Origin of the sequence: Pseudomonas sp. BMS12 (assembly GCF_001592875.1) — a bacterium.
In the GTDB taxonomy this organism is placed as follows: domain Bacteria; phylum Pseudomonadota; class Gammaproteobacteria; order Pseudomonadales; family Pseudomonadaceae; genus Aquipseudomonas.
Window position 1 is genome coordinate 82,735 of sequence record NZ_LSOF01000005.1, and the last position, 20,416, is coordinate 103,150.

The 20,416-nt window shown below is 60.7% G+C and carries 21 protein-coding genes; 4 read left to right on the plus strand and 17 right to left on the minus strand.

Features of this window, described 5'->3' with window-relative positions:
• Nucleotides 1–26: 26 nt before the first annotated feature.
• The 14 genes from AYB31_RS03830 to AYB31_RS03895 form a co-directional block, all read right to left on the minus strand.
• Nucleotides 27–1,136, minus strand: coding sequence for a class I SAM-dependent methyltransferase (locus AYB31_RS03830; RefSeq protein ID WP_068825966.1), 1,110 nt, complete (start codon nt 1,134–1,136; stop codon nt 27–29).
• A 90-nt stretch (nt 1,137–1,226) separates the two neighbouring features.
• Nucleotides 1,227–2,906 (minus strand): flagellar hook-associated protein 3, encoded by a 1,680-nt coding sequence (locus tag AYB31_RS03835; protein ID WP_068825968.1) that lies wholly within the window; start codon nt 2,904–2,906, stop codon nt 1,227–1,229.
• Between the two features lie 14 nt (nt 2,907–2,920).
• Complete coding sequence (flgK, locus tag AYB31_RS03840) at nt 2,921–4,984, minus strand: flagellar hook-associated protein FlgK (RefSeq protein WP_068825970.1); 2,064 nt, start codon at nt 4,982–4,984, stop codon at nt 2,921–2,923.
• Between the two features lie 10 nt (nt 4,985–4,994).
• Nucleotides 4,995–6,152 carry a flagellar assembly peptidoglycan hydrolase FlgJ gene (flgJ, locus tag AYB31_RS03845; protein ID WP_068825971.1) on the minus strand — a complete coding sequence of 386 codons (1,158 nt, stop codon included), beginning with the start codon at nt 6,150–6,152 and terminating at the stop codon, nt 4,995–4,997.
• Between the two features lie 11 nt (nt 6,153–6,163).
• The gene (locus AYB31_RS03850; RefSeq protein WP_068825973.1) at nt 6,164–7,264 is read right to left on the minus strand and encodes a flagellar basal body P-ring protein FlgI; all 1,101 of its coding nucleotides are present in this window, start codon (nt 7,262–7,264) and stop codon (nt 6,164–6,166) included.
• A gap of 14 nt (nt 7,265–7,278) precedes the next feature.
• The gene (flgH, locus tag AYB31_RS03855) at nt 7,279–7,992 is read right to left on the minus strand and encodes a flagellar basal body L-ring protein FlgH (protein WP_068825975.1); all 714 of its coding nucleotides are present in this window, start codon (nt 7,990–7,992) and stop codon (nt 7,279–7,281) included.
• 58 nt (nt 7,993–8,050) lie between these two features.
• The gene (flgG, locus tag AYB31_RS03860) at nt 8,051–8,836 is read right to left on the minus strand and encodes a flagellar basal-body rod protein FlgG (RefSeq protein ID WP_068825977.1); all 786 of its coding nucleotides are present in this window, start codon (nt 8,834–8,836) and stop codon (nt 8,051–8,053) included.
• 46 nt (nt 8,837–8,882) lie between these two features.
• On the minus strand, nt 8,883–9,626 hold the full coding sequence (locus tag AYB31_RS03865) for a flagellar basal body rod protein FlgF (protein WP_068826790.1): 744 nt from the start codon (nt 9,624–9,626) through the stop codon (nt 8,883–8,885).
• A gap of 198 nt (nt 9,627–9,824) precedes the next feature.
• The gene (gene flgE, locus AYB31_RS03870; protein ID WP_068825979.1) at nt 9,825–11,132 is read right to left on the minus strand and encodes a flagellar hook protein FlgE; all 1,308 of its coding nucleotides are present in this window, start codon (nt 11,130–11,132) and stop codon (nt 9,825–9,827) included.
• Between the two features lie 43 nt (nt 11,133–11,175).
• Nucleotides 11,176–11,844, minus strand: a complete 669-nt coding sequence (gene flgD, locus AYB31_RS03875) for a flagellar hook assembly protein FlgD (RefSeq protein ID WP_068825981.1) — start codon at nt 11,842–11,844, stop codon at nt 11,176–11,178.
• A gap of 22 nt (nt 11,845–11,866) precedes the next feature.
• Nucleotides 11,867–12,310: a flagellar basal body rod protein FlgC gene (gene flgC / locus AYB31_RS03880; RefSeq protein ID WP_068825983.1), complete on the minus strand. Its 444-nt coding sequence runs from the start codon at nt 12,308–12,310 to the stop codon at nt 11,867–11,869.
• Nucleotides 12,311–12,324: 14 nt separating this feature from the next.
• Complete coding sequence (gene flgB / locus AYB31_RS03885) at nt 12,325–12,732, minus strand: flagellar basal body rod protein FlgB (protein WP_068825987.1); 408 nt, start codon at nt 12,730–12,732, stop codon at nt 12,325–12,327.
• A 233-nt stretch (nt 12,733–12,965) separates the two neighbouring features.
• Nucleotides 12,966–13,793 (minus strand): protein-glutamate O-methyltransferase CheR, encoded by an 828-nt coding sequence (gene cheR, locus AYB31_RS03890; protein ID WP_068825989.1) that lies wholly within the window; start codon nt 13,791–13,793, stop codon nt 12,966–12,968.
• A 44-nt stretch (nt 13,794–13,837) separates the two neighbouring features.
• Nucleotides 13,838–14,770, minus strand: coding sequence for a chemotaxis protein CheV (locus AYB31_RS03895; protein WP_068825991.1), 933 nt, complete (start codon nt 14,768–14,770; stop codon nt 13,838–13,840).
• A gap of 80 nt (nt 14,771–14,850) precedes the next feature.
• Here AYB31_RS03895 and flgA point away from each other — a divergent pair, with 80 nt between their 5' ends.
• From flgA to AYB31_RS03915, 4 genes are all read left to right on the plus strand, one after another.
• The gene (flgA, locus tag AYB31_RS03900) at nt 14,851–15,609 is read left to right on the plus strand and encodes a flagellar basal body P-ring formation chaperone FlgA (RefSeq protein ID WP_082805188.1); all 759 of its coding nucleotides are present in this window, start codon (nt 14,851–14,853) and stop codon (nt 15,607–15,609) included.
• Between the two features lie 132 nt (nt 15,610–15,741).
• Nucleotides 15,742–16,083 carry a flagellar biosynthesis anti-sigma factor FlgM gene (gene flgM / locus AYB31_RS03905; protein ID WP_068825993.1) on the plus strand — a complete coding sequence of 114 codons (342 nt, stop codon included), beginning with the start codon at nt 15,742–15,744 and terminating at the stop codon, nt 16,081–16,083.
• Between the two features lie 50 nt (nt 16,084–16,133).
• On the plus strand, nt 16,134–16,601 hold the full coding sequence (locus AYB31_RS03910) for a flagella synthesis protein FlgN (protein WP_068825995.1): 468 nt from the start codon (nt 16,134–16,136) through the stop codon (nt 16,599–16,601).
• An 84-nt stretch (nt 16,602–16,685) separates the two neighbouring features.
• A complete protein-coding gene (locus AYB31_RS03915; RefSeq protein WP_068825997.1) occupies nt 16,686–17,426 on the plus strand; it encodes a flagellar brake protein in 741 nt (246 codons plus the stop codon).
• Between the two features lie 31 nt (nt 17,427–17,457).
• Here AYB31_RS03915 and AYB31_RS03920 read toward each other — a convergent pair whose 3' ends face one another.
• From AYB31_RS03920 to AYB31_RS03930, 3 genes are all read right to left on the minus strand, one after another.
• Nucleotides 17,458–18,699 carry a glutamine synthetase family protein gene (locus tag AYB31_RS03920; protein WP_162492998.1) on the minus strand — a complete coding sequence of 414 codons (1,242 nt, stop codon included), beginning with the start codon at nt 18,697–18,699 and terminating at the stop codon, nt 17,458–17,460.
• Nucleotides 18,700–18,926: 227 nt separating this feature from the next.
• Nucleotides 18,927–19,163: a glutaredoxin family protein gene (locus tag AYB31_RS03925; protein ID WP_068826001.1), complete on the minus strand. Its 237-nt coding sequence runs from the start codon at nt 19,161–19,163 to the stop codon at nt 18,927–18,929.
• Between the two features lie 46 nt (nt 19,164–19,209).
• A complete protein-coding gene (locus tag AYB31_RS03930; protein ID WP_068826003.1) occupies nt 19,210–20,343 on the minus strand; it encodes a DUF5610 domain-containing protein in 1,134 nt (377 codons plus the stop codon).
• Nucleotides 20,344–20,416: the final 73 nt, after the last annotated feature.

A 20,416-nucleotide genomic window follows, 5' to 3' on the forward strand; every position in this document is an offset into this window, starting at 1 on the left:
GATTAGCCCTTGCGGTGCTGGCACAGCTACTTGCGAGCTATATACAGAATGCTGGTGTCCTTGAGTCCCAGAGAGGAAAAAACCTCCTCCCCGAAATAGTCGATGCCCAGTTGCTCCACGCTGAATCCGTTGTCCTCTATGTTGCGCACATAGTCATCGTGCGCATACAGACGCACATGATCGTTCTGCCCATACAGACGCCAACGTCCCGCTTCATCGACCACACTAGGGTCCTCCAGTGTTTTTTCTAGGTCGACGATGATCGGTGCCATGAGGATTCCACAGCCGCCCGTCCGGGTAATCCTGCAGAGCTCTCGCACGGCTCTTGAGTCATCCGGCACATGTTCCAACACATGGCTGCAGATGAAGAAATCACAGGACTCATCGGCGAATGGAATGTCCATCAGATCGACCTGAAAGTCGACGCCCTTCATTGCCAGATCAGCTGTCGAATAGTCGAAGAAACGGCTACCTCGTATCAGGCGAGACAGCGCCGCCTCGGGGGCAAAGTGAATCATTCTGCTGCCTTTACGCAGACGACCTGCACCGACCTCCTGCTCAAGCCAGTGGACATACAGACGCTCACGGTCAGATGAGCCGCAGCGGCTACAGGAATAGGTGTCATGGGCAGTCATCTCACCTTTTCCATAGTGCACAAAGCCATGCCGGCGGGCATTCTCCCGATAGAACTCGGGAATCGGCAGGAACTGCACATCAGGCTGCTTGCAAATCGGGCAGTAGTTGGCCGGCGAAACGACTTTCGGCTGCGGAGTTGGGTCGACCTTGTCCAAGATGGGGGCAGATGGTGCCACTTGGGACTCAGGACGCTGGGACTGCTGTTCGAGAATATCCAGCAAGTTGTTGGCTATGAGATGCTCGGCCTCCCCTTGCAGGGCCAAGGCCTTGCGGAACAGCTGCAACGCCTGGTCGAGATGTCCGAGCTTGTAGTTCACCACCGCCAGATTGTTGGCCAACTCGGCGTGCAGGCCGATCTGTTGCTCCAACTGTTCCAGCAGTGCCAACGCCGTGGCGAAATCACCGTCACCAAAGGCCTGATAGGCCCCGGCTTGCAACGCCTGCATCTCAGATTTCATCGAACCCCCGAGCTTGCCTGCCTGAAACTGCTGTTCAGGCATAGAAGGATGGTGTCAAAGACTTGGCTACAGAACCGCCTTTACGCAGTTCAGCAAGAAGCCGGCCAATCCGCCATCCCACCAGCACGACGGTCAACGCAACTGGTTGAACAGATTCAACCCGGCGATCTTCACATAGCTCTGCTGCGCGGCTTCGAGGATGATGGTCTGAAACGACAAGCGTGACAAAGCCTCGGCGTAGTCAAGCTCGCTCAGATCAGCCTGCACAGCCTTGTTCACCAGGGTGACGTCCTCGTTATCGATCTCGGTGGTTTCGACCAGGTTAAGGCGCGCGCCGATCTCGGTCTGCACCTCCAGTACCTGGCCTATACCGTTATCGAGGTTCTTCAGCGCGATGGACACTTCATCACGAATCGCCAGATTTCCGACGGGTGATGTCGGCGAAGACTCCAGCGACTGGCGCAACTGGGAGATGGTGTTGAGGATACTGCGCTGTTCCTGGAACTGCGGCTTGACGCCAAACTCGTCTCCGGCAGCTGCGGCAGCACTGAGGCTGAAGTCGACACCGAACACGGTGAAGTTGGAGGGATAGGGCCCCGCCGCTGTGCCCGTGGCGATCGGCGTGCTGCTAGGGCCGACCGGCTGGGCATAAACGTCATAGTCGGTGGCGTTGGTAAAGCGCAGCACCACGCCTGATGTAGGGAACTGCGAATTGAAGGTGGCCTGGTTGCTGATGGTGCCACCACTGACCACCGCCGTAGAGGCGTTGGTCGAGGAGCGGGTTACCGCGAACTCAGTTGGAGAGGCCTGCAACGTGAAGCTATGGGTACCGATGCCTGGAGTGCCTGGGGTTGCAGTATCGGCCAGTAGAGTGTCGAGGTCCTGCTCGTTGTCACCCTCCTGCAGCACCACATCCAGTTGAAAGCGCATGCCACGGAAGTTGATGGTATTGCCGCCATTGGCCAGCGGATCGATCTGCCCACCTCCTGGGATCTCGGACGTCACGTCGGCGCCGGCGCCATCGTAGAGGCGGAATTCGTTGCCGCTGACAAACACCAGCGAGTAAGGTTCGCCCGCACGAAAGTTGCTGTTGAAGGCATCCTGGTCTTCAACCAGGCCCTGAGACATGAACACCCGCTGGTCAGCAGCGGCTACCGGAGGAATGGTAGTAGCCGGCAGCGGCGGTACCTGCCCGGCGAGCGCCGCATTGTTGACGCCGGCGGTTTCCAGCACGCGGTCGGCGTTGGTCACATCCTCGAACAGCCGCTTGCCATTGTCATTGATCGGCACGGTGGTCGAGCCTGCCACCTGCAGGCTGCGCTGCCCCTCATCGCCAAAGTAGGAATAGGTGCCGTCGGGGTTGCGAGTAAAGGGCTCGGTCTTGCCGAGAAAGCCCGCGAACAGGTACTCACCCCGCGCGTTGCGGCTGTTCATCAGGTTGAGCAACTCACCTTCGCGCTCACCCAGTTCCTTGGCGATGGACTTGCGGTCCTCCGCAGAGAGGGCGCCACCGCCGGCCTGCACCGCCAACTCGCGAATGCGCTGCAGCACGGTATTGACCGAGTTCAGGGTGGTCTCTTCCTGGGTCAGGCTGTTCTTCGCCGCGGTCAGGTTGTCCTTGTATTGCCCAAGCAGGGCCTCCTGCTGGGACAGTTGCAACAGACGCACGGACGCCACCGGATCATCAGCAGGCGTGAGGATGCGCTTGCCACTGCTGATCTGCTCCTGGGTGCGGATCACGTTGGAGTAGTTGCGACCGATGCCATTCACGCCGTTGTTGAACGCCTGGATGGAGGAGATACGCATGACCATGTTGGCTGTCCGGCTTAGAAGGTGTTGATAAGGGTATCGAACAACGAACGGGCGACTTGAATGATCTGTGCCGACGCCTGGTAGTACTGTTCGAATTGAATGAGCTTGGCCGCCTCCTCATCGAGGTTCACCGCCGAGATCGAATCGCGGTTGTCGGTCGCTTGCTTGAGGATGGCGCCAGTGGCCTCACTATCGACCCGCGCCTGGCTGGTCAAGGTGCCGACCCGCTCCACCAGGTCGCCGTAGGAGTCAGTGAAACTCGCGCCGGTGGTGTTGGGGAAGTTCGGGTCGATACCGATCGTCGCCTTGTTCTGCAGTTCAGCCAGCTTCAGGGCATTGCGGTTGTCCGACACGCCATTGGTGTTGAAGGCGATGGTGAAGTTGTCGCCCGTGGTCGGACGGCCACTGATGGTGAACTCGAAGGTGAAATCATTCGGAGGCGTACCGGCCGTGATCTGCTGAGTGTTGTTCTGCCCCGGCACTATGGTGTTGCTGCTCAGCACCGCGCCCGAGGTATCGACCACGTCGTAATCAGTGGCAGACGTAAACACGATACGCATTGGCGGCGCAGTGCGCAGACTGTTTTCCATGGCGGCTTGAGCCACGGGATCATAGATATCGATCTGGGTGATCATGCTCGGCTGAGTAATCACGCCAGTACCGATATTGCCTGGACTGGTCTCGCTCTTGAGCGGCGAGGCGAAGGCCAGCTCCTCGGCGTTCTTCAGGTCGGCGCGAATATCACTGCCAGCGGTACGGGTCGGCATGATGCGGAAACGATCACCGGCGGCAAAGGTGCCGGAGGCGACATTCATCGAGAATCCGTCGAACACCAGCGGCGTGCCGCTGGTGATGTCGTAGGGCGACGGTGCGGCTACCAGCGGGGTGTCAGGATCGCCATCGTCGTCATACAGCGCCGACACCGTCTGCCCATCGGAAACCCGACGCACGGTGTACTCGGTAGCACTGGTGAACTCAACCTCGTAGTCACTGGTGGTCAGCGCCGTAGTGTTCTCGATCAACACGTTGAGATTGGCCAAAGGGTCGCTGTTGCCAACCCGGGCCAGGCTACGCTGGCCGATCAGCAGCGGATCGTTGATATCGCGAAACAGCGGCTTGCCGAAGTTGCCCTTGAGGTCCAGACCCTGACCCAGCTGGGAGTTGATCTGGTCGGAGATGGACAGCGCCAGGCGCCCCACGGCATTGAGGGACTCGTCCAGCACATCTTCGCGATAGCGGATCAACCCGCCCATTTCGCCGCCGGTGATCAACGAGGTGATGCCCTGGCGCGAGTTGCCGCTGACAAACTGCACTTCGGCGCGCAGAGGATCGGCGGTGCCGGGCACCACCTCCAGGCGCGAGGCCGTGGCGCCCACCACCAGCGGTTGGCCGGAGCCGATGAACAGGTTGTAGGTGTTGTCGTCCTGCGCCACCACGGTCACGCCGATGAATTCGGAGAGCTGGCGTACTGCTTCCTCGCGGGCATCCAGCAGGTCATTCGGCTGCTGACCATTGGCGCCGGCGATGGCAATGGCGTTGTTGTAACCGGCAATCGAGGTCGCCAGTTGGTTGACCTGGTCAGTCACCGCCTCCAGCTGTTTGTTGATGAAGGAGTTCTGTTCGTACAAGCGGTCATAGATGGTGTTGAAGCGCTTGGCCAGCCCCTCAGACTCGGACAGCACCAGTTGCCGCGCCGGGATATTGGCCGGGTCTTCGGCGGCTGTCTGCAGGGCCGCGAACACCTTCTGCAGGCCCGGAGTGACCCCTGTGGTATCACCAGCCAGCAGCGAATCAAGCTGGCCGATCTGGCTGAGGTAGGCCGACACGTCGCTGTTCAGTGCGGTGCTGCTGCGCACCTGGGTGGTGAGGAACTCGTTGTAGATGCGCCGTACGTCGACCAGGGTGGTTCCCGAACCGATATAACCCGCCCCACTGAACTGCGGGATACGCGTGGCCTGCACCGTGTCCTGCCGGCTGTAGCCCGGTGTATTGACGTTGGTGATGTTGTGGCCGGTAACCGCCAGCGACGTCTTGTTCGCTGCCAGGCCCGACAGGCCAATACTCAGAAGGTCAGCCATGATTCAGCTCTCAGGTCCTTGTGGTCGGGCTATCGACCGCGGCGATGGCCTGATAGGTCTGCATCTTGCGGGCGATCTGACCGATCTTGCGGGCATAGTTGGGATCGCTGGCATAGCCGGCCTGTTGCAGCTCACGCACGAAGCGCTCCGGATTCTCGACCGAGGCCAGTGCCTCCTGGTAACGGCCGTTGCCCTGCAGGAAGTTCACGTAGTCGTTGAAGCTCTGCTGATAGGAGTCATAGGTACGGAATGCCGCCGCCTCCTTGACTGCCTTGCCACCCTTGTACTCGGTAGTCAGCACTCGGGCGGACTCCCCATCCCAGCCACGATGGGCCTTGATGCCGAACAGATTGTGGCTGCTGGAACCATCGGACTGACGGATGATCGACTTGCCCCAGCCGGTTTCCAGCGCGGCCTGAGCCACCAGATAGCGGGCATCGACACCGATCTTCTGCGCGGCTTCCTCCGCCATCGGCAACATGGTCTCGATGAACTCGGCGGCCGAAGCGAATGCCGACTTGCCCTTGGCCAGCGGTGGCTGGGCGATACGCCGGCCAGTGCCGACCTCGTTCTCGGTGTCGGCCATAGACTTGCCGGTCTGTGGCGCACTGGCCACCTTGGCCGTGGCCGGCACCCAGTCGGCCGCCGCCAATGGCTGGCCTTCAGCGGCAGCAGGGACGATGCCGGCGAGCAGGCGGTCGGTCAGCTTGCTCGGCAGAGCCAGGCGACGCTGGTTGAGCAGCGCCGAATCGTCACGCACCGCCACAGCGCCCTCACCCGCCGCCTTGAAGGCGCCAGCCCTGGCAGGCGCCTCGACCTGGGCAAACGGATTGACCCGCTTCGGCCCGCTCTTCATCTGGCTGAGCTGGCGCTCCAGCACCGAGGCCAGGCCGATACCGCCATTGTTCTTCGACAGGGTCACGGCCAGCTGCTGGTCGTGCATGTCCTGGTAGGTCTTGCTCTCGTTACTGTTCATGAAGTTGCCTTCGCCGAACACTTCGTTCGCCTTGCGCATGGCCTTCATCATTTCGTTGAGAAACAGCGACTCGAACTCCTGAGCCACCTTCTTGATGTTACCTTCGCTGTCGCCGCCGACCTTGAACTGGTTGAGGCGGTTCAGGTCGGTATAGGCGCCGCTGTCGAGGCCGGCTGCGAGTCTGGAATCCATGGTCGCCTCCGTCAGATCACGATCAGGTCGGCCTGCAAGGCGCCGGCTTGTTTCAGCGCCTCGAGGATGGCCATCAGGTCAGAAGGTGCGGCGCCCACCTGGTTAACCGCACGCACGATTTCGTCCAGGGTGGTGCCCGGGCCGAACTTGAACATCGGCTTGGCCTCCTGCTCGGCATCCACCCGCGAGCGCGGCACCACCGCGGTCTGGCCGCCGGATAGGGCTTCCGGCTGGCTGACGATGGGGTCCTCGGTGATGGTTACCGTGAGGCTGCCGTGGGTCACCGCCGCCGGCTGCACGCGCACGTTCTGGCCGATGACGATGGTGCCGGTGCGCGAGTTGATGATGACCTTGGCCGCGGCCTGACCGGCCTCGATCTGGATATTCTCCAGCACCGCCAGATAGTCGACGCGCTGGTTCGGATCGAGCGGTGCACTGACACGGATCGAGCCACCATCGATGGCCTGCGCCACGCCTGGGCCAAGCATGCCGTTGATCTGGTCGACTATGTTCTTCGCCGTGGTGAAGTCCGGACGATTGAGGTTGAGCGTCAGGCTGTTGCCCTGGTCGAAGCCGCTCGGCACCGGACGCTCGACCGTGGCGCCGGCAGGAATCCGCCCCGCCGACGGCACATTGACGGTAATGCGCGAACCGTCGCTGCCACTGGCATCGAAACCGCCCACTACCAGGTTGCCCTGGGCAATGGCGTAGACGTTGCCGTCGATCCCCTTGAGCGGAGTCATCAGCAGGCTGCCACCGCGCAGGCTCTTGGCGTTGCCGATGGAGGAAATGGTCACGTCGACCACCTGCCCCGGCTTGGCGAAAGGTGGTAGTTCGGCATGAATGGACACCGCCGCAACGTTCTTCAGCTGCACGTTACCGGAGTTGGCTGGCACCTTGATGCCGAACTGCGCCAGCATGTTGTTGAAGGTCTGCAGGGTGAACGGCGTCTGCGTGGTCTGGTCACCGGTACCGTTGAGGCCGACGACCAGGCCATAGCCGATCAGCTGGTTGGAGCGCACGCCCTGGATGCTGGCCAGATCCTTGATCCGCTCAGCTTGCACGACAGCGCTGACGAGCAGCAGGCAGAGCATGGAAATCAGTCGTTTCATGATCGGCTACCTGCTCAGAACGGGAACAGCGGGCTGAGGAAGAAGCGATCAAACCAGCCCGGCTGACTGGCATCGGCGAAGGCACCGGTACCCGAATAGGTGATGCGGGCATTGGCGATACGGGTCGAGGCCACCGTGTTGTCGGTGGCGATATCGTCAGCGCGAACCAAACCGGCAATACGTACCAGCTCATTGCCAGTGTTGAGCGTCATCCACTTCTCGCCACGCACGGCAAGAATGCCGTTGGGCAATACCTCAGCCACGGTCACGGTAATCGAGCCACTCAGACTGTTGCTCTGATTCGCAGAGCTGTCGCCCTTGGTCGAGCGAGTGCCGCTGTAGCCGACATCCAGGCTGAGGTCATCTGTCTGCAGCGGATTGAGGCTGCCGTTGGGGTTGTTCAGCGACACGCCGCCACCAAACAGTGAAGTCAGGCCCAGATTGGCCGTACTGTCCTTGGCCATATCCGAACCAGCCGATTTGCTGGCCTGGGTGCGTTCGCTGAGCGTGATGGTGATGATGTCACCCACCCGGTAGGCCTTGCGGTCGTCGTACAGATTGGTTTCGAAGCCAGCCTGATAGATCGCGCCGTTATTTTGCGCAGCCGGCAGCGGAGTGCGCGGCAGGACCGGGGCGTAATAGGGATCGTCCGGCTTCGGCGGGGGCGTGACGCAGCCGCTCAGGACCACGCTCCCCAGCAGGGGAAGAATCATCATCAGCCGGTTCATAACCACTACCTCACGGCGTTCTTGTTGCTATTGGCCAGCGCCTGGGGCGCCCGCGAAATTAAAGGTTCTGCGTAATGAACGAGAGCATCTGGTCCGAGGTGGAGATCACCTTGGAGTTCATCTCGTACGCACGCTGGGTAGTGATCATGTTGACCAGTTCTTCCACCACGCTGACGTTGGAGTTTTCCAGGGTGTTCTGCAGTACGGTGCCGAGTCCGGTCAGGCCCGGAGTGCCAACCTGCGGCGCACCACTGGACGCGGTCTCGAGGAACAGGTTGTTACCAATGGCCTGCAGACCGGCCGGGTTGACGAAGTCGGCGGTCTGGATGTTACCGATCACCTGCGCGGCCGGGTTGCCAGCGGTGGTTACCGAGACGGTACCGTCCTCGCCGACGGTGAAGGTCTGCACCTCGGCCGGAAGAACGATGGCTGGCTCCAGCGCGAAGCCCTGGGAAGTGACGATCTGGCCATCGGAGTCGAGATGGAAGCTACCGTCGCGGCTATAGCCGATGGTGCCGTCTGGCAGCAGGACCTGGAAGAAACCGCGGCCGTTGACGGCCATGTCCAGCGGCTGTTCTGTGGTTTGCAGGCTGCCGGCGGTAAAGATCTTCTGGGTGCCGACCACCCGTACACCGGTACCCAGCTGCAAACCAGTGGGCAACTCGCTGTCCTGGCTGGACTGGCCACCGGGCTGGCGACGGATCTGGTACAGCAGATCTTCGAACTCGGCACGATCGCGTTTGAAGCCGGTGGTCGAGACGTTGGCCAGGTTGTTGGAAATGGTGGTCAGGTTCATGTCCTGAGCGGACAGGCCAGTCTTGGCGACCCACAGAGCCGGAAGCATATTCTTTCTCCTCGAGCGCCAGTTTCATGGCGCTTCGCGTTGGTGATTAGCTAAGTTGCATGACCCGTGCCATGGCCGCCGCATCGTCTTCGGCGGTGCGCATCATCTTCACGTGCAACTCGAATTGACGGGACAGGGAGAGAATCGCGGTCATCTCCTCGACGGCATTGACGTTGCTCGACTCGAGAAAGCCCGAGGTCAGGCGCACATTGGCATCGACCAGTGCCGGCGCTTCGCCTTCCTTCACGCGGATCAGGCCGTCGGTGCCCTTCTCCATCGTTTTCAGATCCGGGTTGACCAACTTGATGCGATCCACCTCGGCCATCACGCTCGGCGCCTCGCCAAGCGCACGAATGCTGATGGTGCCATCCTGACCGATCTCGACTTTCTGCTCCGGCGGTATCGCAATAGGCCCGCCGTTGCCCAGCACCGGCAAACCGTTGCCGGTACGCAGCTGCCCCAGGGCATCGATCTGCAAACTGGCGGTACGCACATAGGCCTCACTGCCATCGGCGGCCTGCACGGCAACCCAGCCCTGCCCCTCGACGGCAACGTCCAGCTCGCGGCCGGTTTCCTGTAGGGATCCAGGAGTGAAATCGGTGCCGGGGCGCTCGCTCATGGCATAGACCCGCGCCGGGTAACTGTCGCCGAATACCGGCATGGAACGCGCCTGCTCGTAATCCCGGTGAAAACCGGTAGTCGAGATGTTCGCCAGGTTGTTGGCGTGGGCGCGCTGGGCCAGGGTGTTCTGGCTGGCTCCGGTCATGGAGATGTACAGCATCTTGTCCATGGTCTGCTCCGCGGGGTCGGCAATCTGCCGCTCTTGACTCTGTTGCTGGATATTCAGCAAACCCCGTGCCAGCCCTTAAAAATCATCACAACCAGTTGATTTAAAAGAACTTTAAAAACAATAAAAGCTCCCAGAGGAGCTTTTCCAAACAATGAACGGCGAGGCCTTGCCGCCGATGGCAAGGCCCCTCCTCCGGCATTAACGCAGGTTGATGATGGTCTGGGTAATGGCGCTTTCGGTCTCGATGGTCTTGGCGTTGGCCTGGTAGTTGCGTTGGGCGACGATCAGGTTCACCAGTTGATCCGAGAGCTCCACGTTGGAGTCCTCCAGCGCGCCGGCCTGCAACGCACCCAGGGTGCCCGAGCGCGGCGTGCCAACCACAGGCTCGCCAGACTGGAAGGACTGTACCCAGGCCGTCTTGCCCACCGGCGTCAAGCCCTGCACGTTGGCGAAGTTGGCCAGCACCACCTGCCCCTGGATCAGCGACTGACCGTTGGTGTAGCGCGCGAAGATCACCCCGGTATCGTCGATTTCCAGGCCTGACAGCTCGCCAGTGGTGTAACCGTCCTGACTGACCGCCGTCACGGCGAAGGCACTGGCGAACTGGGTGGCATCACGCAGGTCGAGAGTCACGCCAGCCGCAGCAGCCGTGGCCCCGTTAGCGGCCCACACCGGCGGTACCGAGCTATCTGCGGCAGCCGGCACCCAGTTGGTCAGGCTCAACGTGCCATCGGCGTTCACGGTGAAGTCGGTAGAGGCCAGCGCAGCGGTATCCAGCTGCCCAGCTGCAGTGAAGCTCAGGTCTACAGCATAGGGCGTGGTCAGGGTCGGGTCGTTGGGGTTACGCCCGTCGATCAGCACGTTCATGGTCCAGGTGTTCGCCGCAGTCTTGACGAAGTATTGGGTGAACACGTGGGCATTGCCCTGAGAGTCGTAGATGTTGGTCGAGGTTGACGAGTTGTAGGTGGTCGGATCGGTCGGGTCGAACGGCACCGTGGTCGGCACCGTATTGTTCGAGTTGAGATTGAAGGTCTGCGTCATCTCTTCGGTAGCCCGCGGCGACTGGGCGGCGGTGCGTATCTGGATATCGTCGACAATGCCGTTCTGCAGGTTGCCGGCAGCATCCACGGCATAGCCCTGCAGCCGATAACCGAAGTTGTTGACCATGTAGCCGTCACGGTCGGTGCCAAAGTAGCCGGCACGGGTGTAGCTGATCTCGCCGTTGTTACTGGTGACGAAGAAGCCGTTGCCGTTGATGGCCAGGTCCAGGGCGTTCTGGGTGTAGTTGATATTGCCCTGGTTGAACAGCTGCGACACATCGCCCAGCAGCACGCCACTGCCCTGCGGGTTGGAGCCGGTACCAAGCACCGAGGCCGCATAGACGTCGGCAAACTCCGCGCGCGACTGTTTGAAACCCGCCGTACCGGCGTTGGCGATGTTGTTGCCGGTGACGTTGAGGTCGCTGGTGGCTGCCCGCAGACCGCTGAGACCGATATTGAAAGCCATGGAATACTCCTTTGCCGCTACTGCCGGCGCTTACAGTCTGGGGTTACTGACCGATGATCTGGACCTGGGACAGCGCGACACTGCCCAGGCCGGCGAGGTTGAGCATCATCTCGCCACCGTTCTGGCCGAGCGAGACACTGTCGACGTTGGCCGGCAACAAGGTGTACAGCCCCTTGGTGCCATCGGCATACGTGGCCTGCGCCTCGAACTTGTACGTGCCGGGCGGCAACAGCTTGCCGCTGGAGTCTTTGCCGTCCCACATGAAGCTGACATTGCCGGCGGCCTGCTGGCCGAGGTTGACACGGTTCACTACCGAGCCGGTGTTGTCGTAGATGTTGACGTAGACGTTGCTACTGGTGACCGGCAACAGCAGGCTGCCCTTGAAGGTTTCGCTGGTATCCACCACTGCCTTCTCGGTCGGCACTATCACCTTGCGACCGACCAGGGAGGAGGCCTGCAGCGCCTGGGACGACTGGTAGCCAGAGAGCAGCGACTCCATACTGGAGTTGAGTTTCTCGATACCTTCGACCTGACTGAACTGCGCCAGCTGGGCGATAAACTCGCCATTTTCCTGGGGTTCCAGCGGGTTCTGGTTGTTCAACTGGGCCACCAGCAGTTCGAGGAACTCGTTCTTGCCGAGGTCCTTGTTCTGGGTGCTGTCCTGCTTGATCTGGTACTGGTCCAGTACGGAACTGACGCCACTGACACTCATTGTCTCGCTCCTCGTTAGCCGCTTACTGGCCCAGGGTCAGCACGCGCTGCATCATCTGCTTGGCGGTGTTCATCATTTCGACATTGGTCTGGAAAGCACGGCTGGCGGAGATCATGTCGGCCATTTCCTCAACCACGTTGACGTTCGGGTAGTAGACGTAGCCGTTCTCGTCGGCCGCCGGATGGTTTGGCTCGTAGCGCGGGGTCAGGCTGCTCTGATCCTCGACCACACCCAATACCTGTACACCGCGACCAGACTGATCCTGGTCGGCAAACAGCGAACCGCGATCACCCTCCATGCTCGACTCGAACACGGTGGCAAACACCGGATGGCGCGCACGGTAGGTCTGGTCGATGCTCGAGGAGACCGTCTCTGCATTGGCGATGTTGCTGGAGATGGTGTTCAGACGAGTGCTCTGGGCGCTCATGCCGGTACCGGCGATGTTGAAGACACTGGCGAGTGACATGACGGTGATCTCCCTTATTCGCCGCGCAGGGCGCTGACCAGCCCTTTGAACTTGCTGTTGAGCAGCGTGAAGCTGGCCTGGAACTGCACCGCGTTCTCGGCGTAGTTGGCCTGTTCCTGCTGCATGTCGACGCTGTTCTGGTCGATGGATGGGTGGAACGGAGTGCGGAAGCGCAGTGCCGGGTCGGCCAGTTGGATGCCGTCGGCCGCGATGTGCTGGCTGTCGGTACGACTCAGGGCAAACTGCTTGCCACTCTGCCGCTCGCTCTGTTCGGCGAGTACCGCGGAGAAATCCAGATCACGGGCCTTGTAGTAGGGGGTGTCGGCGTTGGCGATGTTATTGGCCAGAACCTCTGCACGCTGGGCACGAAATGCCAGTGCTTCTTCGTGAATGCCAAGTGCTCTGTCGAAACTGATGCTCATGATCTGAAACCTTTGCCGCCGTTGCGTCGTGCAAGACATATAGCAAAGGCTGTGCCATTTTTGTTTTTACATATAAATCAACACTTTATGAGATATACGACACGGCAGAACGCGGCAAGCGGCAAAGCTTTTCCGCTCCAGAGCACGGCAAGCGGCAAGGCCTGCAACAGGATTTGCCACCCCAAATGAAAACGGGAGGCCAATGGCCTCCCGTTGCTAACCTTCGATAACGATCACTTCACTTTGTAGATGATCCCGGGGCTGCATTGAACCATCTGGTAAAGGTCCGGCAACGCGTTGAGTGCCTCCGAAGCGCCCAGAAACAGGTAACCGCCCGGTTTCAGAGTGGCGTGAATGCGGGTCAGGATGTCCTTCTTCACCTCAGCCGAGAAATAGATCAGCACGTTGCGGCAAAACACCACGTCGAACTTGCCAAGCGCCGCGTAGCTCTCCAGCAGGTTGAGCGCACGGAACTCCACCCGACTCTTGATCGGTGCCTTCACCGCCCAACGCCCCGGCCCCTTGGGATCGAAATAGCGCTGCAAGCGTTCCTGGGACAAACCGCGACCCATAGCGAGGCTGTCGTACTCACCGGATTTGCAAGCGGTCAGCATCGAGCCCGACAGGTCGGTCGCCACTATCTGCACGCCGGCCTTGAGCTGGCCCAGGTTGGTTTTCTCGAACTCATCGATGGTCATCGACAAGGAATAAGGCTCCTGCCCCGAAGAGCAGGCTGCCGACCAGATGCGCAGCCGTTGGTTGGGGTTGGCCTTGATCAGCTCGGGCAGCACCCGATTCTTCATCACCTCGAAAGGGTAGGTATCGCGAAACCACAGGGTTTCGTTGGTGGTCATGGCGTCCACCACCTGCTCGCGAAGCCCGCCACGAGGCTGGGCCTGCATCTTTTGCACCAGTTCGCCAAGCGACTTGATGCCCTGCTGCTCCATCAACTTGTTGAGGCGGCTGGATACCAGGTACTGCTTGTTGCTCCCCAGCAGAATGCCGCAAGCCTTCTCCAGAAAGACCCGGAACTGCTCGAAATCCAAATTACCTGAAGACACTAATGCCGCCTCACCAAACATAGTCTTAACCAAAGGCCAGGCCTTTAGCCCCCATCAGCTATCCGGATACGCTCGACCACTCGGGAAGCCAGCTCGTCCGGACGGAACTTCGCCAGGAAGTCGTCCGCACCAACTTTCTTCACCATCGCCTGGTTGAATACGCCGGATAGCGAAGTATGCAGAATCACATGCAGATTCTGCATCCTCGGATCGGCACGAATCTCGGCCGTCAGGGTATAGCCATCCATCTCCGGCATCTCGATGTCGGAGATCAGCATCAGGAACTCCTGCGCCGGGCTCTTACCCTCCTCGACTAACTTATGCAGGTAGTCATAGGCCTCACGCCCATCGTTGAGCGCCACAACCTCCACGCCGACACTTTCCAGGCAACGTGACACCTGCTTGCGCGCCACCGAAGAGTCATCGCAGATCAGTACGCGCTTGGAAACGGCCTTGGCCTTGGTCTCGACATCCACCACTCCGTCCGAGATTGCCTCGGACATCGGCGCCACTTCAGCGAGTATCTTCTCGACGTCGATAACCTCGACCAATCGATTATCCACGCGAGTGACCGCCGTCAGATAGTGATCCCGCCCCGTCCCCTTGGGCGGTGGATGGATCTCCCCCCAGTTCATGTTCACGATGCGTTCCACGGATCGCACCAGAAACCCCTGAACCTTGGTGTTGTATTCGGTGATGATCACGAAGCTATTGCTGATGTCATCCAGCGCCGAGCGGCCAGTGGCAAGAGCAAGATCGAGAATCGGAATCGTGCCCCCGCGAATGTTCGCCACACCGCGTACTACCTGGCTGGATTTGGGCATGATGGTGAGTTTGGGGCACTGCAGCACCTCCTTCACCTTGAAGACGTTGATGCCATACAGCTGCGGCCCATCCAGCCGGAACAACAGCAGTTCCAGACGGTTCTGCCCCACCAGTTGGGTACGCTGGTTAACCGAGTCCAATACTCCGGCCATGCCCAGACTCCTTATTCGTTCTGATCGCCGCGCGTTCTGCTAAGCCTAGCAGGCGGCACGGGCCTTGCTTCGTCGGGTGCATGAACGCACTTACGACATTTTCCCGACGCATGATGGCAAAACGCCTCGTCACTGTCGGTGTTTTACCTGCTTTGGGGCTGCTCGGCCACCACTCGTTACATGCTGCTGCCCAGACACTTCCCGAGGAGCTTATCGGCGCCACAGAAGGCTTTCTTGAGTTCATGGTCGAAGACTATCTAGAGCGTAGCGAAATCCAGGCTCGCCATGAGATTCAAGTTAACCCTCTCGACCCACGGTTGCGCCTGGCAGCCTGCGACACCGACCTGACGCAAAAACTGGAAAGCCCGGAGCAGCCGGTGGGGCGAGTCACCGTGAGGGTCAGCTGCGAAGGCAGTACACCCTGGAGCGTGTTCATCCCCGCCCAGGTCCGCATCTTCCGAGCGGTGGCCGTATTAAAAAACCCGCTCAAGCGCAACAGCATCATCGGCCCTGCCGATATCGCCATGATTGAACAGGACGTAGGCTTGCTCAATCGTGGTTATATCGTCGACCCGCAACAGGCTATCGGCAGAAAACTGACGCGACCACTACAAGCCGACCAGGTTCTGACTCCTTCGCAACTACAACTGGCAGAAAGCATCCGCCGTGGCGATCAGGTTGTAATCCTCGCCAGCAGCGGCGGCATCAGTGTACGCATGCAGGGCGAAGCCTTGTCGGACGGGACTCGCGGGCAGCAGATCAGCGTCCGCAACCTGAGCTCACAACGCGTGATTCGGGCCCGAGTGATAGGGCCGGGGCAGGTCGAGGTAGAAATGTAGGCATGATTCTTGTAGCGCAACTCGGCGACGTTTTCCTACACTGTTAAGCAATACACATATTGCGCCCTAAAGTTTCGACGGGACCGGCCGACAACCCAGTCAAGCGTCCAGATACCGTCCGAGGTTTACAACATGGTTATCGACTTCAACCGGCTGAACAGTGCCAGCACACCCGCCAATAGCGGGCGTACCGGCAATGCCCAGGCCAGTGGCCAGAATGAAGCCGTCAGCAACAACCCGCCGAGTGCGGCCAAGGTTGCCGGCGAGCAGGCCGCCACAGGCAAGAGCGGTGAATCTGTGCAGCTCAGCCGTGAAGCCCAACAACTGCAGAAAGCCAGCGACAAGCTGCGCGATCTACCAACCGTGGACAAAGAGCGCGTTGCCAAGCTGAAGCAAGCCGTCGCAGACGGTAGCTATCAGGTCGACAGCCAGCGAGTTGCCAGCAAACTGCTCGATTTCGAATCCCAGCGCTAGTCTCAGGGCTGCGCTGGGGGTGTTGGACGCCCGATCCCCAGAGCCCACAGATGCAAGATAACGATCTGCTACATCTATTCACTGACGATATCGGCACGGCCAAGCACCTACTTGAGCTGATCGATGCCGAATTCGAAGCTCTCGGCGAGCGTGACCTGCCACGCCTGGAAGCAGTGCTTGGTGAAAAACTCCCCCTTCTCAGCCTGCTCGACCAGCATGGCAAAGCCCGCAGCAAGTTGCTCGCCGAGCAACAGCTGAGTAGCGACCGCGCAGGCCTGGAAATATTCGCCAGCCGCCACAGCAATGGCCCCGAGTTATTGGCCCGCAGCGATGAGCTCGGCCTTCTGCTGGAGCGCTGCCGCGAGGCCAACCAGCGCAACGGTCGGCTGATCCGCGCCAACCAGGCCTCACTGCAAAGCGTGCTGGGTATTCTTCGCGGAGGCGAAACCCCTGGGCTCTATGACAGTCGCGGCGGCGCCGCTAGAATCGGCCAGCAACGCCCACTCAGCCAAGCCTGAAAACATAACAAGCACAGGGACATACGGGCACCATGCCAGTATGCTAGTGCCGTAGTATTTTGCGCCCCTGGAGACTTCCGGACCGTGTCCAACCCATTCCACGAGGAAGATGGCCCACAGCCACCCAAGGTACTCACCGCACCCTTGGAAATCTTCGCCAACTTACGCCTGCTGCAGCAGAGCCGCGATCCTCTGCTGATCACATTCAAGGACCGCAACCAGCGCTTCCAAAGCTACCTGGTGGAGGTCAATCGCGAACGAGGCCTGATCGCCCTGGACGAGATGATCCCCAGCGATGGCGAGCGCTACCTGCAGAACGAAGAGCCCTTCCGGGTCGAAGGCTTTCATGACGGCGTACGCATCGCCTGGGATTGCGAGGACCCGGTCAGTATCGGTGAGCTTGACGGCGCGCGTTGCTACTGGGGGCACATGCCCGAGCGCGTCATCTACCATCAGCGCCGCAATGCCTTCCGTGCCTCGCTGAGCCAGGGCCAACTGGTCGCCATCGAGCTTTCGGGCAGCCGCCTTACACCTGCGCTCAAAGGCCAGCTTCTGGATATATCCGCCACCGGCTGTCGACTGCGCTTTGCTGGCAATGTCTGCGAGCGCCTGCAGCCCGGCCAGGTTTACGAGCGCTTCGCCGCCATGCTGCCAATCGGCCCACTGACCACTGCCGTGGAGCTGCGCCACGCGCACTATGCTGACAAGGTCGACATGACTTTCGTCGGCCTGCGCTTCCACCGCATGAGCGGGCTGGAACAACGGCACGTCGAGCGTTTCGTCTACCAGTTGCAGCGTGAAGCGCGGCGCGACGACAAGGAATAACGAAAAAGCCACCGCGAGGTGGCTTCTCTCATTAGGCCTGGCTGCCTAGAACTCGCCGCTCCCAGGGCGTGATCTCATCCAGATAGCTCATCAGCTCCATGTTCTTGCTCGCGCAATACCCCTCGATAAATTCCGCACCAAACCACTGGCGCGCCAAAGCACTGCTGTGCAGGCGCTGCAGTGCAGCATGCAAGGTGCACGGCAGACTCAATCCATCCGGAACAGCAAACTCCCCCTGGATGGGCGCGCTGGGCTGCAGCTCATGCTGCATGCCGTGCAAGCCGGCCGCCAGACTGGCGGCGATGGCCAGGTAGGGGTTGGCATCCGCGCCAGGCAGGCGGTTCTCTACCCGCCTTGCCGCCGGGCCGCTGGCAGGAATACGCAAACCTGCGGCACGGTTGTCATGCGACCAGCAAGCGTTGTTCGGCGACGCATAGGGGTGGCAAAGACGCTGGTACGAATTCACATGAGGGGCGAACAGCAAAGTGAAGTCGGCCAAGGCCGCCTGCTGGCCGCCGAGGAAGTGGAAGAAGGCCGGCGTCGCCTCACCATCGGCAGCACTGAAGATATTGCGGCCACTGCCCTGCTCCACCACGCTCTGGTGGATATGCATGGAACTACCCGGCGTATGAGACAGCGGCTTGGCCATGCACACCACGGCCAGGCCATGCTTGAGACCGACTTCCTTGAGCATGTGCTTGAACAGGAAAGTCTGATCGGCGACCTGCAGTGGATCGCCGTGCAGCAGGTTGATCTCGAACTGGCTGACACCCATCTCATGCATGAAGGTGTCGCGTGGCAGGCCAAGAGCCTCCATGCACCGGTAGACCTCGGTAAAGAACGGACGCAAGCCATTGCCGGAAGATACGCCGAACGCCGAACAGCCACTCTCGCGACTGCCATCCAAGCCCAGCGGCGGTCGGAAAGGTTGCTGTGGGTCCTGTGGCCGCTCGAAAACAAAGAATTCCAGCTCGGTCGCCACCACCGGCTGCCAGCCCTGCTCGGCATAAGCCGCCACGACACGCTTGAGCAGACCGCGGGTCGACAGGCCAGAACTACTGCCATCCAGCTCATCCGCATCACAGATGGCCAGGGCCCGACGCGGCTCGCTCCAGGGCAAGGTGAAGACGCGCTCGGGAGCGCTAGTCAGCATCAGATCGCCGTCATCACTGCCGTAGAAACGAGCTTCCGGATAGCCACCCATGATGCACTGCAGCAGTACGCCACGAGCCAGTTGCAGGCGACGCCCCTCGAGGAAGCCGGCCGCGGTCATTACCTTGCCGCGCGGCACGCCGTTGAGGTCGGCGGTGACACATTCGATTTCATCTATACCGGTCAAGCGCTCGGCGAGCGAACTACAGCCGTCGGTGCTCATTGCTTGTTGTCCTTGTTAGCGCAAATGCCGCGGGCGCGGCGATTCGTACAAAATACGCATCAGCCGTTCAAAATATCAAGCAGATCAGATGCATGCGCTATTCAAGGAGGGGCAGACAACGGTACTCAGCGTAAAAACGCCACCACCTGCTCGGCATCGAAGGGCCAGTCAAGTTCTGCGCCACTGTCGCAACGGCGCAACACGGGGATACGCAAACCGTAGTGCTCGACCCAGTCCTCGCGTTCGGCGATATCTACCAACTCGACCAACAGGCCGTGTTCGACGAAGGGCATGAGTAGAGCTTCCGCCACCTCGCAGAGGTGACAACCAAGGGTGCCGAAGAGCTGGCATTCGGGGAGCATGGCAAAAGTCTCTGGCTACGCACAGAAACGCAGTCTAACACTGCCCTCAGGCAGCGGCCGGCAACAGCCCCTGCAGGCCGTCGAGCAGACGCTGGTTGAGTGCCTGGGCCTTGTCCAGGAGATCCTCGCCAAAACGCTCATCCAGGGCGAAGCCACCGTCGAGCAACTGCTCCAGCGTACCCTTGGCGTCATCCGAAACCTTGTCGGCACTGCGCAGGGCATCCAGCAACCCACGGGCGTAATCCACCAGGCTGTCATTGACCGCACTCGCCGCCTGGCCGCCCTGCTGCGCCACGGAGCTGTAAGCATCGGTAGCCTGGCGCACGGTAGTCTGGGTCAGACGCAGAGACATCGAGGCCAGCTGTGAACCGTCCATATCCAGCTGCATGGCACGGTCGAAGGCGCCCGCCAGATCACCAGCATAGAACTGGTTGGACAGGTCCTGGACCTGACCGAACAGATCCTCCAGCGCGGCGCGCTCGTCGTCATCCAGCTCGCCATCGACCTGCACCAGAAAACCACCAATCTGCAGACTGCCCGAGCTACTGGAGGAAGCCGCCAGCGACGTATTACCGTCGCTGGCCAGCACGGCGGCGCTCTGCGACCAATTGGCCGAGGCGGCGGCCACGGAGATGCGCAGGCGATCGCCATCGCGGGTGGTGACCTGCAGATCGAAGGTTTCCGCGCGCGCAGAGAAGCGCTCGCTATAGGCCGCGGCGGCGAGCACACCAGAACCGCTAGCGCTGGCCGGGGACTTGTCGGTATAGCTTTGCTCAAGCCCTTTGAGGCCGTCCTGAATCTTGTCGTAGGTCGCATCGATGTCGTCTGCGACCTTACCCTTGAGCGCACCCATGCCGTCGAGAATCTTGCGTGCCTCGGCAAAGCCTTTCTCCACGCCTTCGCGGGCCTGGGACAGCAGGCTCTCCAGCTTGGCCGGATCGGCACCGGCGGCGGCTTCGCTCTGCAGTCGCTGCTCGATAAAGCCCAGCACTCGATCAGCCACCTTGTCCGGGGTGAAGTCTTCGCTCTTGCCACGCAACGCACCAGGCTCAAGACCCAGGCGCTCGGCCAGGCGATTGGCCAGCGCGTTCTGCGCATCGACCTGAGTCCGCGGCGCGTTGAAACCGGCCGGCAGAGAGGAACGGGCTAGAGAGGGAGCGAGAGAGGCCAAAGCATTCATGGCGGCATACCTGAGCGGGACATCTGTTCAGTTGACGGCCTTTGGCCGAGAAACTTGAGCGAACACCGACCAG